14 protein-coding genes are annotated in these 14,015 nt (G+C 58.4%); 7 read left to right on the plus strand and 7 right to left on the minus strand.

Annotation, left to right across the window (positions count from 1 at the left end; genetic code table 11):
- Window positions 1–64: 64 nt before the first annotated feature.
- Entirely contained in the window at window positions 65–745 is a 681-nt protein-coding gene (locus tag NZ705_08185; GenBank protein ID MCS7292933.1) for a lipid-binding SYLF domain-containing protein, read from the plus strand.
- A 251-nt stretch (window positions 746–996) separates the two neighbouring features.
- Here the strand turns inward: NZ705_08185 and NZ705_08190 are convergent, their stop codons facing one another.
- The 3 genes from NZ705_08190 to carA are packed head-to-tail and all read right to left on the minus strand — an operon-like array spanning window position 997 to window position 3,175.
- Complete coding sequence (locus NZ705_08190; GenBank protein ID MCS7292934.1) at window positions 997–1,464, minus strand: DUF4079 domain-containing protein; 468 nt, start codon at window positions 1,462–1,464, stop codon at window positions 997–999.
- A gap of 30 nt (window positions 1,465–1,494) precedes the next feature.
- On the minus strand, window positions 1,495–1,998 hold the full coding sequence (locus NZ705_08195; protein ID MCS7292935.1) for an NYN domain-containing protein: 504 nt from the start codon (window positions 1,996–1,998) through the stop codon (window positions 1,495–1,497).
- A 22-nt stretch (window positions 1,999–2,020) separates the two neighbouring features.
- Window positions 2,021–3,175, minus strand: coding sequence for a glutamine-hydrolyzing carbamoyl-phosphate synthase small subunit (carA, locus tag NZ705_08200; protein ID MCS7292936.1), 1,155 nt, complete (start codon window positions 3,173–3,175; stop codon window positions 2,021–2,023).
- Between the two features lie 72 nt (window positions 3,176–3,247).
- Between carA and NZ705_08205 the strand changes: the two genes are divergently transcribed.
- Entirely contained in the window at window positions 3,248–3,943 is a 696-nt protein-coding gene (locus NZ705_08205; protein MCS7292937.1) for a cytochrome c biogenesis protein CcdA, read from the plus strand.
- On the opposite strand, the gene NZ705_08210 is transcribed toward NZ705_08205, so the two are convergent.
- Window positions 3,940–4,986: a Gfo/Idh/MocA family oxidoreductase gene (locus tag NZ705_08210; protein ID MCS7292938.1), complete on the minus strand. Its 1,047-nt coding sequence runs from the start codon at window positions 4,984–4,986 to the stop codon at window positions 3,940–3,942. The genes NZ705_08205 and NZ705_08210 overlap by 4 nt on opposite strands.
- A 121-nt stretch (window positions 4,987–5,107) precedes the next feature.
- On the opposite strand from NZ705_08210, the gene NZ705_08215 reads away from it, so the two are divergent.
- From NZ705_08215 to NZ705_08230, 4 genes are read left to right on the plus strand one after another with little or no spacing between them, the layout of a single operon-like run.
- Complete coding sequence (locus NZ705_08215; GenBank protein MCS7292939.1) at window positions 5,108–5,629, plus strand: DUF4330 domain-containing protein; 522 nt, start codon at window positions 5,108–5,110, stop codon at window positions 5,627–5,629.
- On the plus strand, window positions 5,626–6,675 hold the full coding sequence (locus NZ705_08220; protein MCS7292940.1) for an LOG family protein: 1,050 nt from the start codon (window positions 5,626–5,628) through the stop codon (window positions 6,673–6,675). Before NZ705_08215 ends, NZ705_08220 begins: the two co-directional genes overlap by 4 nt.
- Window positions 6,653–7,237: a cation transporter gene (locus NZ705_08225; GenBank protein ID MCS7292941.1), complete on the plus strand. Its 585-nt coding sequence runs from the start codon at window positions 6,653–6,655 to the stop codon at window positions 7,235–7,237. Before NZ705_08220 ends, NZ705_08225 begins: the two co-directional genes overlap by 23 nt.
- 42 nt (window positions 7,238–7,279) lie before the next feature.
- Window positions 7,280–7,597, plus strand: coding sequence for a DUF2488 family protein (locus NZ705_08230; GenBank protein MCS7292942.1), 318 nt, complete (start codon window positions 7,280–7,282; stop codon window positions 7,595–7,597).
- Here NZ705_08230 and NZ705_08235 read toward each other — a convergent pair.
- Together NZ705_08235 and queA are read right to left on the minus strand one after the other, a co-directional pair.
- Window positions 7,594–8,760 (minus strand): LptF/LptG family permease, encoded by a 1,167-nt coding sequence (locus tag NZ705_08235; protein ID MCS7292943.1) that lies wholly within the window; start codon window positions 8,758–8,760, stop codon window positions 7,594–7,596. The genes NZ705_08230 and NZ705_08235 overlap by 4 nt on opposite strands.
- Window positions 8,761–8,785: 25 nt before the next feature.
- Window positions 8,786–9,883 carry a tRNA preQ1(34) S-adenosylmethionine ribosyltransferase-isomerase QueA gene (gene queA, locus NZ705_08240; protein ID MCS7292944.1) on the minus strand — a complete coding sequence of 366 codons (1,098 nt, stop codon included), beginning with the start codon at window positions 9,881–9,883 and terminating at the stop codon, window positions 8,786–8,788.
- Window positions 9,884–10,956: 1,073 nt separating this feature from the next.
- Here queA and bchD point away from each other — a divergent pair.
- Window positions 10,957–12,891 (plus strand): magnesium chelatase ATPase subunit D, encoded by a 1,935-nt coding sequence (bchD, locus tag NZ705_08245; GenBank protein ID MCS7292945.1) that lies wholly within the window; start codon window positions 10,957–10,959, stop codon window positions 12,889–12,891.
- Here bchD and NZ705_08250 read toward each other — a convergent pair.
- On the minus strand, window positions 12,888–13,997 hold the full coding sequence (locus NZ705_08250; protein ID MCS7292946.1) for a glycosyltransferase: 1,110 nt from the start codon (window positions 13,995–13,997) through the stop codon (window positions 12,888–12,890). The two genes, bchD and NZ705_08250, sit on opposite strands and share 4 nt — an antisense overlap.
- Between the last annotated feature and the right edge of the window lie 18 nt (window positions 13,998–14,015).

Raw genomic sequence — 14,015 nt, forward strand, 5'->3', positions numbered from 1 at the left:
CAACGGGAACTGGGACCCGGCTGCCAACGTCCTCTGCCGATAAACATCAAGGGGAGTGAAGGGCATGCGTTACGGTTTGCTCATGGGGTTGATTCCGGCAGTGGTCATCACTGTTGCTCAACCAGCTTGCGCCAGCGACCTGGACGAACAAATTCAAAACGCCGCCGATACGTTAGCGTCCTTCATGGCCAACCCAAACCAGCGCATCCCCCGCAGCGTGTTGCGTCAAGCCCGGGGGATTGCCATTTTGCCAGGTGTCACCAGCGCTGGGTTTATCTTTGGGGGGATGGGTGGGTCCGGCATCATTACGGTCAAACATGACAACGGTCGCTGGAGCAACCCGATTTTTGTCAATATTGCCGGTGGGAGTGTGGGCCTCCAGGTGGGCGCTCGCTCCTCAGACATTGTGTTGGTGTTCATGAACCAACGGGCTGTACGGACGCTCTTGCGACAATCGTTTAGTTTAGGGGGAGATGTGGGAGTTGCCGCTGGACCTGTAGGGAGCAATGCCGTTGTACCAACCGATGCGCCGGGAAACGTGGATATTTACGCCTATTCCCGCAGCGCTGGGTTATTCGCCGGTGTGAGTTTAGCCGGGCAGAAGATTTCGTTTAATCGCGACCGCACCGAGGCTTTTTATGGACGTTCGCCCTTGACCGCCCAGACGGTGTTCAACGACCCCACGATTCCCATCCCGCCGGTGGTGGAACGTTTGCACCAGACCATCAACCGCGCCATGCAGTAGGAAGCGGGGGCGGTACCCCCAGGGATGAACCTAGCCTTGAGTATTGCCACCGTTTGTGCTGGGGAGATACAAGGTGCCGAGGCAGTGGAGCGAGCGAAGGATAAATTTTGGACAGGACGCCACTCCCACCCAACTAGGTCATGACCCTGGAGGTCAATCGGCAACCTAGCGGCGTTGCTAACACCATGCGCTCGCGAATGGATTTTTGAATGCCAAGCTGGTGACCGCTGGCTTTTTACTACGGGGAGTGACTAGCCCTGGGTGAGAATTTTCTGGACAATCTGCATGCCGGTCACTGCCTGCCAGCCGAATAGCCCCAGCACCAGGCCATTGATGGTGATGTGCAGCGCGCGTGCCCAATCTTTCCCCTGCTGCATCAGGGGAGCCAGGGACGCCGAAAAGGCAATCAACCCCGTCATGCTCAAGCCCACCAGCAAATGGGGACCCACAAACAGTTTTTTATTGTTGATGTACGTGACGGCCATCCCCCCTAGCGTGCCCCAGACCATCAGCACGAGCAGTAGGGCACCGACCTGAAAATGCACCTCCCGAAACTTAGCCTTGAGCAGGCGGCTTTTTTCTTCGCCCTTGGCGGTGCGGGTGCGAATCACCTGGATCCCTGTGTACAGGGCATAGCCACTCAGGGCCAACAGCAACCACATCAACACCGGATGAAAAAAGGGCAACGCTGGCTTCAGCCAATCAGGAACCGTGATCATCGCTCCACCCCCTCGGATACACACCCGCCATCATAGCGTATCGTTCTCAAGCCACTGCCGCAACCGCGCTTGGACGGCCTGGGGTAAGCCCCGCGACGGCCGTGGGGAGGCTGTAGAACGGTGTTGGGAGTCCAGCTGCGCGATAGCTTGCCATAGGGATTGAGATGACATCCACTCCGCGCCGTAGCCTCCTGCGGTCATCCAGGCCAACCGGTCGGAGGTCACCACAATCAACCGCTGGTCACGGCCTCGGTGCTGGGCGCAAAACCGCTCAATGTAGGCGTCTGCCGTCGTTCCATACCCCGTGTAACACACCTGCACCCGGTCCGTAATCGGCTCCCAGCGCTCTGGCTGCGGGCACCGGTGGGCGTCGAAGATGATGTAGGTCTCGTAGCCCTGCATCGCGCTATAGTTGCACAGGTGTTCGATGAGTGCTTGCCGGTGGGGGTCTAGGTCGCCCTGGCGCAAGTCCCACTTAGCCCCGATGACGTTATAGCCGTCCACCACCATCAGGGTCGCTGCTTTGGGTGACATGCTGGGAAAGATAAAAAAATCTCTAACTATGGTAACGCGCCCGTTTCTGCCGCCGGTACTGTTCCATGCGGCGGACAAATTCGGCGAAGTAATAGTCAGCGTCGTGGGGGCCAGGGCTGGCCTCCGGATGGTACTGCACCGAAAACACCGGTAGTTCCTGGTGCGCCAGTCCAGCCACCGTCTGGTCGTTGAGATTCCAATCCGTGATGCGCCATTGGGGCGGAAGCGTTTCCGGCGCTAGGGCAAACCCATGATTTTGACTGCTCATGGCAACGTGTTGTCCTGCTCCCACTGGGTGATTCAGCCCGTGATGCCCGAATTTCAACTTGTAGGTCTGGCCGCCGGAGGCCAATCCCAGAATCTGATGTCCCAAACAAATGCCAAACATGGGCCGCCCGCTGTTCAGCAGCTCCCGCACCGTTTGAATCCCCTCGGTCACCGCCGCCGGGTCGCCAGGGCCGTTGGAAAGAAAGATACCATCCGGGTCGTAGCGCAAGATGTCCGCTGCTGAGGCAGTCGCCGGCACCACGATCACCCGGCATCCGTAACTGGCCAGTCGCCGCAGGATGTTGTACTTAATCCCAAAATCTATCGCCACCACCACGAAGGGGTCAGGACGGGTTGGTGGTGAAGCAAATTCCCAGGTTTTCGGGGTGGGGGTCTGCCACTCGTACACGTGAGGCGTGGTCACGCGGGGCACCAGGTTTAGACCGGTCATGGGGGGCGCCTGGGCAACCTGGTCCAGCAACTCCTGGGGGTCGAGGATTTCAGTGGAAATCGCGCCGTTCATGGCTCCCTGTTCCCGCAGCCGCCGGGTCAGCATCCGAGTGTCCACACCGGTAATCCCCACCACTTGCCACCGCTCCAAATAGGCCAGCAGGGATTCTGTGGCCCGCCAACTGCTGGGCTGGCGGCACCCGTGCCGGACAATGATCCCCTGCACCTGCACCCGGCTAGATTCTTCGTCCTCGGGGTTGACGCCGGTATTGCCCAGTTCGGGATAGGTGAATAGGACGATCTGGCCGCAGTAGCTGGGGTCAGTGATGACCTCCTGGTAGCCGGTCATGCCAGTGTTGAACACTACTTCCCCGATGGCCGTGCCCCTGGCGCCGTAGCGGTAGCCCCGTACAGCCGTGCCGTCGGCCAAAACCAGTAATGCCGGTGGGGGCGTCATCATGCCCATAACCGCTATCCTAACACGCCCTGGTGCTTCCTGTTACAATTTGTGTAGATTCTGAGGGGGAGACGGATGGACCTTGCCAGCACGCTCTACCTGTGGGAGCATTGGGCGGACCGGTGGGTGGTGCAGGAACTGCAGCATTTGACGCCCTGGAGTGTGGGGCTGGTGTGGGCGGCGGGATTGCTCACCAGTTTGAACCCCTGCGTGCTGTCGCTGTTGCCGGTGACGGTGGCCTGTTTGGGCGGCGACCGGCGGGGCGATTGGCGGCAAGCAAGCTGGTTTACGTTGGGACTAGCGACAACCTTGACGGGATTGGGGCTTGGCGCGGCGCTGCTCGGTCGGGTGTATGGTCAATGGGGCAAGGGCCTGCCGTTGCTGGTGGCGGGCGTCGCCATCGTCATGGGATTGGTCCTGCTGGAGGTGTTACCGTTGCCGGTGTGGACGGGGCCGTCGCTGGGGGGAACCGGACACTGGCGGGCCTACGGCCTGGGTTTGACGTTTGGGCTGAGCGCGTCACCCTGTAGTACGCCGGTGCTGGCGACGTTGTTGGCCTGGGTGGCCAGTACGGGCAATGCTCTGCTGGGGCTAGGGCTGTTGTTGGCCTACACGTTGGGGTACACGTTGCCCGTGTGGGTGGCGGGGGCATTTACGACGACAGTGCGCTACTGGTTACGGCTGCGCCCGATTTCCCGCTGGTTTCCCTGGGGGAGCGGTGCTGTGTTGCTGGGTTTTGGCGTGTACACCCTCTGGAGCCAGCTGGTCTAGGGAACCACCAGGGACTTTTCCAGGCCGTTGCAGGGAGTGGACCAGAGCTGGTTGTGCAGGGCAATTTGCTCGATGCGGGTAGCCAGCCGCAGGGCCTTCAGGGCCTGTTCCCCGCCGACAGAAGGTTGGTTGCCCTCCCGCACGCAGTGGACAAAGTGCTCCAGCTCCGCCTGCAGCGGCTCGATGTTGCTGGCATAGACTCGTTCCACTAATTCGTCCTGCCGGTAGAGCACCTGGCCAGTGGGCTGGCCGGGCAGATGCCGATGAATGAGGATTTCGTTGTTCAAAAAATCGGCCTCGGTGAGAGAATGTTTGCCGTGGACCGTCAGGCGGCGCACCTTGCGATGGGTGACCTTGCTGGCGGTTAAGGAGGCAATCACCCCGTTGTCAAACATCAAGGTAGCGGTGACGTAGTCCAGGGCGTGGGTGCCGCTGGCGGTCAACTGCACCACCGGCGCAGCCGTGAGTTCCAGCAACAAATCAATGTCGTGGATCATCAAGTCCAGGACAACCGAGACGTCGTTGGCCCGCTGGGAGTAGGGACTCAAGCGATGGGCCTCCAATGCCAGGATTTCCTCCTGGTGCAACACCCTTTGCAGTTCCCGAAACGCCGGGTTGAAACGTTCGATGTGCCCTACCTGCAGGATGCAATTGGCCTCGGCGGCGGCGTTGACCAGCCGTTCCGCCTCAATGACGCTGGCGGCGATGGGTTTTTCCATCAGGATATGGACCCCTTGCCGGATACAGGTCAGGCCCACGTCGTAGTGCAAACGGGTGGGAACCGCGACGCACACCGCCTCCACGTGGGGCAACAAATCCCGATAGTCCTCGAAAAACCGTACCTGGTATTTCCCCGCCAGTTGGAGGCCCCGTTCCACGTTAATGTCGGCAATGCCCACCAGGCGCACATCCTTGAGAAAGCTCAGCACCCGCACGTGGTGTTGCCCCATGTTCCCGACTCCAATCACCCCCACTGCAATCGGACGCGCGCTGTTGATACCAGGGTTTGTCAGAGCGGGCACGGGTGGCAACTCCTCAAACACCAACAACCACCGACATCCAGCCCCATCCTAACATACTTGGGTGGGAGCGCTAAAATCAGAAATCCGGTATAACAACGCACCTTGGCGTTGGATAATGAAGTCAGGCGCGTGAACGATAGACATGGCTTGGATAGACCGGCAGGGACGTATCGGCGGCAAGGTGAGTGTGATTGACCTGGGGGCGCTGGTGGTCGTCCTGCTCGTGCTGGTGGGCATTTTCCTGGTGCCGGGGGGAACCGGTTCGGTGGCCCAAGTGGGGCCGAGTCAACCGGTGGAAATTGACATGATGGTGCGGGGATTGAGCGTGGTCCGCCCCGAAACCCTTATTCGCCCTGGGGACAGGGCCAGTTTCATCGTGCGCAACCAACCCTCGGGCCATCTGACTGTGAAGCATCTGGCCATCTTTCCGCCGCAAGTCGAAGTTCCCCAACCGGATGGGTCGGTGAAATTTTTGCCGGATGCCCGTTCCCAGAACCGTTACCTGCGGGACATGATGATTACGTTGACGGGGACGGCGCAAATCGTGGACGGTGGTGTGGTCCTGGGGAATACCAAGCTGAAGGTCGGCGTACCGGTGGAACTGGAGGGGCCGCAATACAACCTGCGGGGGTCGGTGATGGATGTCCGGGTGGGGTCAGGATGACGGTCACGCCGCCGGAGCAAATGCCCCCCGATGTGCTGGCTTGGTTGGCGCAATTGGATACGGCCAAACACGGCAAGTGGATGCGGCGAGCCTTGGAATCGCTGCTGCGGCTCTCCCAAACCTCCCTTGACCGCCTGGATTGGAAGATCATCGCCGGCGCGATTCAAGACATGGAGCAGGGGTTTCGGGTGTTTCAGCCCTACCGCCAGGTGCGGAAAATTGCCCTGTTTGGTTCGGCGCGCATTGGTCCTGACGACCCCAACTACCAACTGGCGGTGCAATTTGCGCGGTGCATGGGTGAACAGGGATTTATGGTCATGACGGGGGCTGGCGGCGGCATCATGCAGGCCGGCAATGAAGGCGCGGGAACCGAACGTTCCTTTGGACTCAACATCCAACTGCCTTTTGAGCAGGGCAGCAATGCCTTTGTCAGCGACAGCCCGCGCTTGATCAATTTCAAATACTTCTTTACCCGCAAGCTATTTTTCCTGCGGGAGACGGACGCGGTGTGCGCCTTTCCAGGGGGCTTTGGCACCCAGGACGAGGTGTTTGAGGCCTTGACCCTGTGCCAAAACGGGCGCTGCCCGCCCATTCCCATCGTGTTGCTCGAGCAGCCGGGGGGCACCTACTGGCGGGCGTGGGACGCCTTTGTGCGGGAGCATTTCTGGCGTACCCACCTGATCAGTCCCGACGACGTGGAACTCTACACCATCACCGATTCCGTGGCGGTGGCCTGTCAAACGATTCGCCAGTTCTACCGGGTCTATCACTCCAGTCGCTACGTGCGCGATGAGTTTGTGCTGCGGTTGCACCATCCCTTAGCAGAAGCAGTGGTGGCGCAGTTGAACGAAGAGTTTGCCGATATTGTCGCTGAGGGGGTCATGTACCAGCGAGGCGCATTTCCAGAAGAAATGGGGGACGAGACCGACCATCTGCCGCGCCTGGTGTTTCGCTTCAACCAGCGGGACTACGGGCGGCTGTACCAGCTCATCCGGCGGTTGAACGAATCGGGAGGTGAGGCAAGTGCCCACCCCGAATGGCGCTGAATTGCGCCGCACCGTCCTGACCGTGGCGTTGCTGAACTTCGCCTACTTTACCGTAGAAGCGGGAATTGCCGTGACGATTGGCTCGGTGTCCCTGTGGGCCGATTCAATCGATTTTTTGGAGGACACCCTGCTGAATGCCCTGGTGTACAGGGCGCTGGGCTGGCGACGCCGTTACCAAACATGGGTGAGCCTAGGTCTAGCGGGTTTGTTATTGATGCCGGCGCTGGCGACCTTGGGTTCCCTGTGGCGCAAGTTGCAAGCACCCCTGCCGCCAGAACCAGTACCCCTGTCGCTGGCGGGTCTGGGGGCCTTGGCGGTCAACTGGTTGTGCGCCCTGTTGTTGTTGCGATTTCGCCACCAGGGCAGCAGCTTGGCGCTGGCGGCGTTTTTCTCGGCCCGCAACGATGCGCTCGCGAACCTGGCCATCATCCTGGCGGGGTTGCTCACCGCTGCTTATCCCTCCCCTTGGCCAGATGTGGTGGTCGGGGTGGGGATTTTCGCCCTCAACACCGATGCTGCCTGGAAGGTGTACCGCCAAGCCCGCGCGGAACAGCAAACCTAGGGTGCTAGAATAATTCGACTTGGGAGAGTTTCGTCGCCGCGCATGAAGTACTACTACGTTTTGGCCAGTGAAAAATTTCTCACCGAAATCGAGCCGTTAGAGGAGGTCTTTCGGGAGCGGACGAAATATTACCAGCGGGAAGGTAAGGAGATTGATTTTTTCCTGGTGCGGCGTCCTGCCTTTTTGGAAGCTCCTGAATTTGCCGAAGTAAAGGCCAGATGTCCTCAACCGGCGGCGGCCATTGTCACCACCAATCCAGATTTCGCCACCTTTATGAAGTTGCGGTTGGAGTTTGTGCTAACCGGCAGTTTTGAAGCGCCGTCGCCCACCATTCCCGACCCTTTGGCCAGCACCGTTTAACGGTCGGCTTGACGCAAGAGATAAACACCTGTGAGCAGTCCCAACACGTTCGGGAACCAAGCGCCAATTACGGGGGCGATCACACCCGCTTGACTCATCACATCGCCGATAAACATCAGCAGGTAATAGATAAAGATAATGACCACGCTCAAACCAAACGCCCAACCACTCGAACTGCGGCGGGGTAAACTTCCGAGCGCCGTGCCTACCACCCCCATCACTAAACAAATAAAGGGGATTGCAATTTTTTGTTGAATCCGCACCTGCCATTCCCGAATCCGCGCCAGATTGCCGCTGCCTTCCAGGATTTTCAAATACCGCCGCGCTTCCCAAAAACTCATTTCTTCAGGGGTGCGCCGCTGGGTGGCCAGGTCAAAAGGGGCTTTGGGCAAGGTAATTTCTTGCTTTTTGAACTGGATAATGTTGCGGTAACTGCCGTCGTAGGCCACCAGGTAAATCGTACCGTTGTGAAATTCCCAGGCCATGCGTTCAGCATTCCAAAATCCTGTCTCGGCGGTGAGAATTTGTTGCAATCCCTCCTGGGAAAAATCCAACACCGTCAATCCCCGCATGTAGCGCCCGTCGAACCGGCTGGCGTAAAACAACCGCTGCAATTCTTTGCCGGTGGTCTGGTCGAACTCTTGATAGATAATGTTGCGCCGCTCCACACGGGGCCGGTCTTTGTCCAGGGCCTGCCGCACAAGGACGGTTGCCTGGTAGTTGGTCACAGGAACAACGGCTTCGTTAAAGGCAAACGTCAAGCTGGTGGTGAACAAGCTGAAAATGAGAGCCGGAACCACCCACCGCCGGGCCGGGATGCCACAGGCTCGCAGGGCAATCAACTCGCTATTAGCGCTCAAGCGGCTGTAGGTGAGCAACGTCGCCAGCAACGTCGCCATCGGAAACGCCAGCCCAATGAAGTAGGGAGCCTTGAGTGCCAGGACCTGAAACGCAAGGGTTAGGGGCAGACCCGACTCCACCACCCGCCGTACTGTTTCAAACAGCGCCCCCACCGACAGGCCCAGCGAACTAAAAGCCCCCATCCCAAAAACAAACGGCCCGATAAACAGCCGCAGCAGGTAGCGGTCCAGCAACGGTACTCTGTGACTCCAGAAGCTCAGAAACTTGTGGATGCGGGTTGCGGGAGAAACAACCGTTGCCATCGCACCTGTCCGAGGAGCACTTCCCCTAGTGTGCCATATCCGGTAGGAGCAACATGGCGTCCCCTAGCGAATAAAACCGGTAGCGTTCCCGTATCGCCTCCTGATACAGGTGCATCACCCGTTGCCGCCCGATCAACGCGCTCACCAGCAGCAACAGACTGGATTTGGGCAAGTGGAAATTGGTCATCAGCCCATCAATCACCCGCCATTGGTAACCGGGATAGATGTAGAGATTCACCTTGCCAGTGGTGGGTTGCAGGGTTCCCCCTTGAGCCGCCGCCTCTAACGCCCGCGTCACAGTCGTGCCCACAGCAATCACCCGCCCGCCCTGCTGTTGCGTTTGCTGAATTTTCGCCACTGTCGCTGCTGACACTTCTATCCATTCACTATGCAACTGGTGCTGCCGGATATCCGACGTACTCACCGGGCGAAAAGTGCCCAGACCCACGTGCAGGGTAATCATCGCCTGGGCAATCCCCCGCGCCTGCAACCGCGCCAGTAATTCTTCGGTAAAATGCAACCCCGCCGTCGGTGCCGCAACGGAGCCAGCGACTTGGGCATAGACCGTCTGGTACTGGCTAGGGTCGCCCTGGAAACGCTCGATATAGGGTGGTAACGGCAATTCCCCCATCTGTTCCAGCAGGGGCCATAACTGGGTCGGATTTAGCACGGTGCCATCAGGCGTTTGAAACGTCACCCAGCGGCCACCGGTTTCCGGGTCTCGCGCTTGCACCACACCGACCAGTTGGGGTTGGCCTTGGGCTGGAAACGTCACCTGCATCCCAACGCGCACCCGCCGTCCTGGACGCACCAGCACCCGCCATGCATCACCTTCTCCAGGCTCTAGCAATAAAAACTCTGTCAGACCTCCGCCGGGTCGCACGCCCTTCAATCGCGCCGGAATCACCTTGGTGTTATTGAGCACCAGCAAGTCGCCCGGACACAACAAATCGGGCAAGTCGTACACATGGCAATGGCGATGGGTATTTCGATAGACCACCAGCAACCGCGCGTGGTCTCTGGGCACCATCGCAGACTGGGCGATGAGTTCGGTGGGCAAGGGATAGTCGTAGTTGGCGAGTTCCCAATCGCCTTCACTGGGTGGGTGTGCAGGAAAAGGCATACAAGTGTATCAGTTAACTGGGTGGCTAAGCCTTTTGTGGTCCAGAGTTAATCCAGAAGTGTTGAATCTTGCAATAAAGCTTAACATCCTAAGTCACGAGGATAGTCTAGGGGCAGTTGGGTTTGGGTGAGGCCATGAGTATAATTACTTGCCCTCCCGTTGCCAGTCTCAAAATATTGTGAAGTACAGTCATATCCATAATGGAAAACGGCCATCGGCAATTTACGCCTGAAGCCAGGAAGAAATCCATTTCAGAAGCGCAAAGGTAACTTGTTAGAGCGACTTTCAATCGGAGCCATTTCACGGGTGACCGGAATTTCACAGTCTTGGCTGTATAAAATTGTGTAAAGCAAAAGGCAATTTATACATCAGAAATGATGAATATTCAGCTCTATGACGATGAAGAGATAGAACTGGGATGCGAAGAGATATGGTCGTTTTGTCTCCAAGGGCTCTGGCTGCTTCTAGAGAGAAAGAAACGTATGATTTTAGCGGCTTGTCTAGGAGACAGAAGCATAGAGACAGCGAAAAATTATTTGGTGGAAACGAGCAAAATTTTGTACTAATTTTCTTTGTCAGTTCATTGGAAGGTTATTCCGAGATCTCAACAGGAAGCCGGTACCAAAGGGAGTAGTAAAACATACTTGATTGAGCGCTTCAACAACACCCCTAGACAGGGAGTTAGCCGCTTGGCTAGGAGAACCCTGTGCTTTATGATGCATCATTACTTACATGGCACTACCAGCATGGGCATGTCGTTGCTGTAGGTAACGCAACCGCTGCACTAGGTGGTAATCATCCCTTGACCTGCTTGAACACCTTGCTCTGGGTTACATCTACTGCTACCCCCACCACCAGGTAGGGCTAGCCTTGCTAGGGCGTCCGCCGAGGGCATTCATTTGTTAGCTAGCCGCACTGATAGTTGAATATCGCTGACTTACCCAGCATTTGTCGCCCCAGGAAAGCTATGATCGGCTCTGGCAAGGCCATGAACGGATTTGCTCTAACTGGGACACCACTTCAGCGGCGCAATGGCAAATCTACTGGCGGGTCTACCAATGGGTGGTGAACGAGTGACCTTTCCCTTGAGCGCTGTCGTGGGGCAGGAACGGGTGAAGCTGGCTCTGCTCCTGGGGGCGGTGGATATGGGACTGGGCGGCATCTTGCTAGCGGGAGCCAAGGGAACCGCCAAATCTGTACTGGCGCGGGCAATCCATGCGTTGTTGCCCCCTATCGAAGTGGTGCGCGGCTCCCCTTACCAGGACGACCCCCAGCACCCGCAAGAGTGGCCGTTTCCCCAGGCTCAGGTGCAGACCCAAGTCATCACGCCCCCGTTTGTGCAGATTCCGCTGGGGGTGACGGAAGACCGGTTGGTAGGGGCGATTGATGTAACCGCTTCGCTCAAACAGGGCACGGCAGTGTTTCAACCCGGACTTCTCGCCCAGGCCCACCGGGGCATTTTGTATGTGGATGAATTGAACCTGCTCGACGATGGCGTGGTCAACATCTTGTTAACGGTGTTGGCCGAGGGAGTAAACCGGGTGGAACGGGAAGGCATGAGCGTTGTCCATCCCTGTCGTCCATTGCTGATTGCCACCTACAACCCCGAGGAAGGAGAAATCCGTAGCCACTTGCGCGACCGGTTCGCCATCCAATTGACCATGACGCCGCTGGCGGACCTGAACGAACGGGTAGAAGCTGTGACCCAAGCGCTCCGCTACGGCGATGACCCGCTCGGGCTGTGGGCAGAACATCAGGCGGAAATTGAAGCGCTGCGGACGCAACTACTCCTGGCGCGGGAATGGTTGCCCACGGTGACCTTGACCAGGGAGCAAATGGCTTATCTGGTGGAAGAAGCGCTGCGGGCGGGCGTCCAGGGCCATCGGGGCGAACTCTTTGCGGCACGGGTGGCTCGCGCCCATGCGGCTTTCTGGGGACGCAACCAGGTGAACGCTGAGGATTTACGAGTGGCCGTGGAATTGGTGATTGTGCCCCGCGCGACCACGATTCCCCAAACCCCAGCGCCGCCCCCCCCACCCCCGCCGCAACCCCCAGCCAACGAGACACCCGAAACAGAAGACCAGGAGCCGCAAGAGCCAACCGACGCTCCTAGCATCCCAGAAGAATTTGTGTTTGACCCGGAAGGTGTGATTCTCGACCCCAACCTGCTGGACTTTGCCCAGAAATGTCGCCCCCGCGCCCGCGCCGGTCAACGCAATCAAACCCTGTCCCAAACCCGCGGGCGTTATGTCAAACCCGTGTTGCCCCAGGGTCCCCATCCCCGGATTGCTGTTGATGCCACACTACGGGCGGCAGCTCCCCACCAGAAACGCCGGCGCCAGGCCCAGCCCCATAAAAAAGTTGTGGTCACTGCTGACGATGTGCGGGCTAAACGCCTGGTGCGCAAGGCGGGGGCGTTGATTATTTTTGTGGTGGATGCATCGGGTTCGATGGCGCTCAACCGGATGCAGGCAGCCAAGGGCGCTGTTTTGCGCTTACTCACCGAAGCCTATCAAAACCGCGACCAGGTGGCCCTGATTCCATTCCGGGGTGAACAGGCGGAAGTGCTGTTGCCCCCCACCCGCTCGGTTGAAGCTGCCCGGCGTCGGCTCGACCAACTGCCCTGTGGCGGCGGGTCCCCCTTGGCGCATGGGTTAACGCAGGCGGTGCGCGTGGGATTAAACGCTCGGCAGAGCGGCGATATCGGCCAGGTGATTGTAGTAGCAATTACCGATGGACGGGGGAATGTGCCACTGGCGCGCTCGTTGGGTCAACCCGTGGACCCCCAGGTGGACATCAAAGGTGAACTGCTCGATATTGCCGCCAAGATGCGCGCGCTGGACTTTCGCCTGCTGGTCATCAACACGGAAAACCGGTTCGTTTCCACGGGTTTTGCCAAGGAACTGGCCGAAAAAGCTGGGGGGAATTATTACCACCTGCCGCGGGCTAATGAACAAGCGCTCGCCCAGGTCACCCAAAACGCTCTCAAAACGCTACGTCAGGGTTAGGTGCTGCTTTGCAACAGTCCCCCCGGTTGAATCTCCAGCCAGCGACCCCGCCAGTACACCCGTCGTCCCACGGCTCCAGCCAGCCACACGCCAAAACTTAAAACATCCCGCAGCGGCAAGGCCCACAACCAGCGGTACAGCCCTGGACACCGGAACACGTGAATGGCTGTTACAGCCTGTGCCAAACGCAGCGCATACATTCCCAGCACCAGTAGGACTGCCCAGCTTGCCCCCTGGCTCACGAGCAGTAGTAAAACCCCGTACACCAGCCCAAACGTCGCCCCCAGGCCGTAGTATTGCCAGCCCCGGTTCATACGAATGGTTCTGGCCCAGCGCAATTCCCGTTGCAGCACTTGCCCCACCGACTCCCGGCCACAGCAGTTATCCAGGACATAGGGCGACATCTCGACTCGGAATCCCGCCGCCCGTGCCAGCCGCCCCATGTGGAAATCCGAACCAATGCGATTGACGACTTGTTCCAGACCCCCCCAGGCCCGCACGACATCCTTGCGCGTGGCAATGGTCGGCCCCAGGGCATAGCGCAACCCCCCATCCAGCGCCCGTCCCAGCAAAAAGGCCGGCAAAAACTCCACACACCGGTTGAGAGACGCCAACGCTGCCCCCAAAAACTGCGGGTGATGGTCCATGTAGCCACAGGTCACCAAACCAATTTCCGGTTGATGCAAGGGGGCGGTCACGGTGGCTAAATAATCCGGCGTCACCCGGATATCGCTGTCGGCAAACACCACCATTTCATAGCGAGCCGCCTGCAACAGATGGATCAGATTACTGACTTGATAGTTCACGCCGTAGATGTGTAAACCGTAAATCAGGCGCACGTGGGGATAGGTGACTAAAAGTTCGCGTAGCAAAGGAACAGCCGGATCATCCGGTTCCATGACACCGAAAATCACTTCGTACTGGGGATGACGTTGCTGACAAAATGAACGCCAATTTTCGGCTGCACCTTCGTCCAACCCCCGCACTGGGATCAGTAACGAAACCCCCGCCGGTTTTTCTGGTAATACCAAGCCTGTTTGTTCACGGGCAAACGCCAGCCCAACCCAGCTATTAAACAGATAAAAAATTGCACTACAAATGACCAACAATGTTAATACAATTTG

This window comes from Gloeomargarita sp. SKYB120, from assembly GCA_025062155.1.
Lineage (GTDB): Bacteria > Cyanobacteriota > Cyanobacteriia > Gloeomargaritales > Gloeomargaritaceae > Gloeomargarita.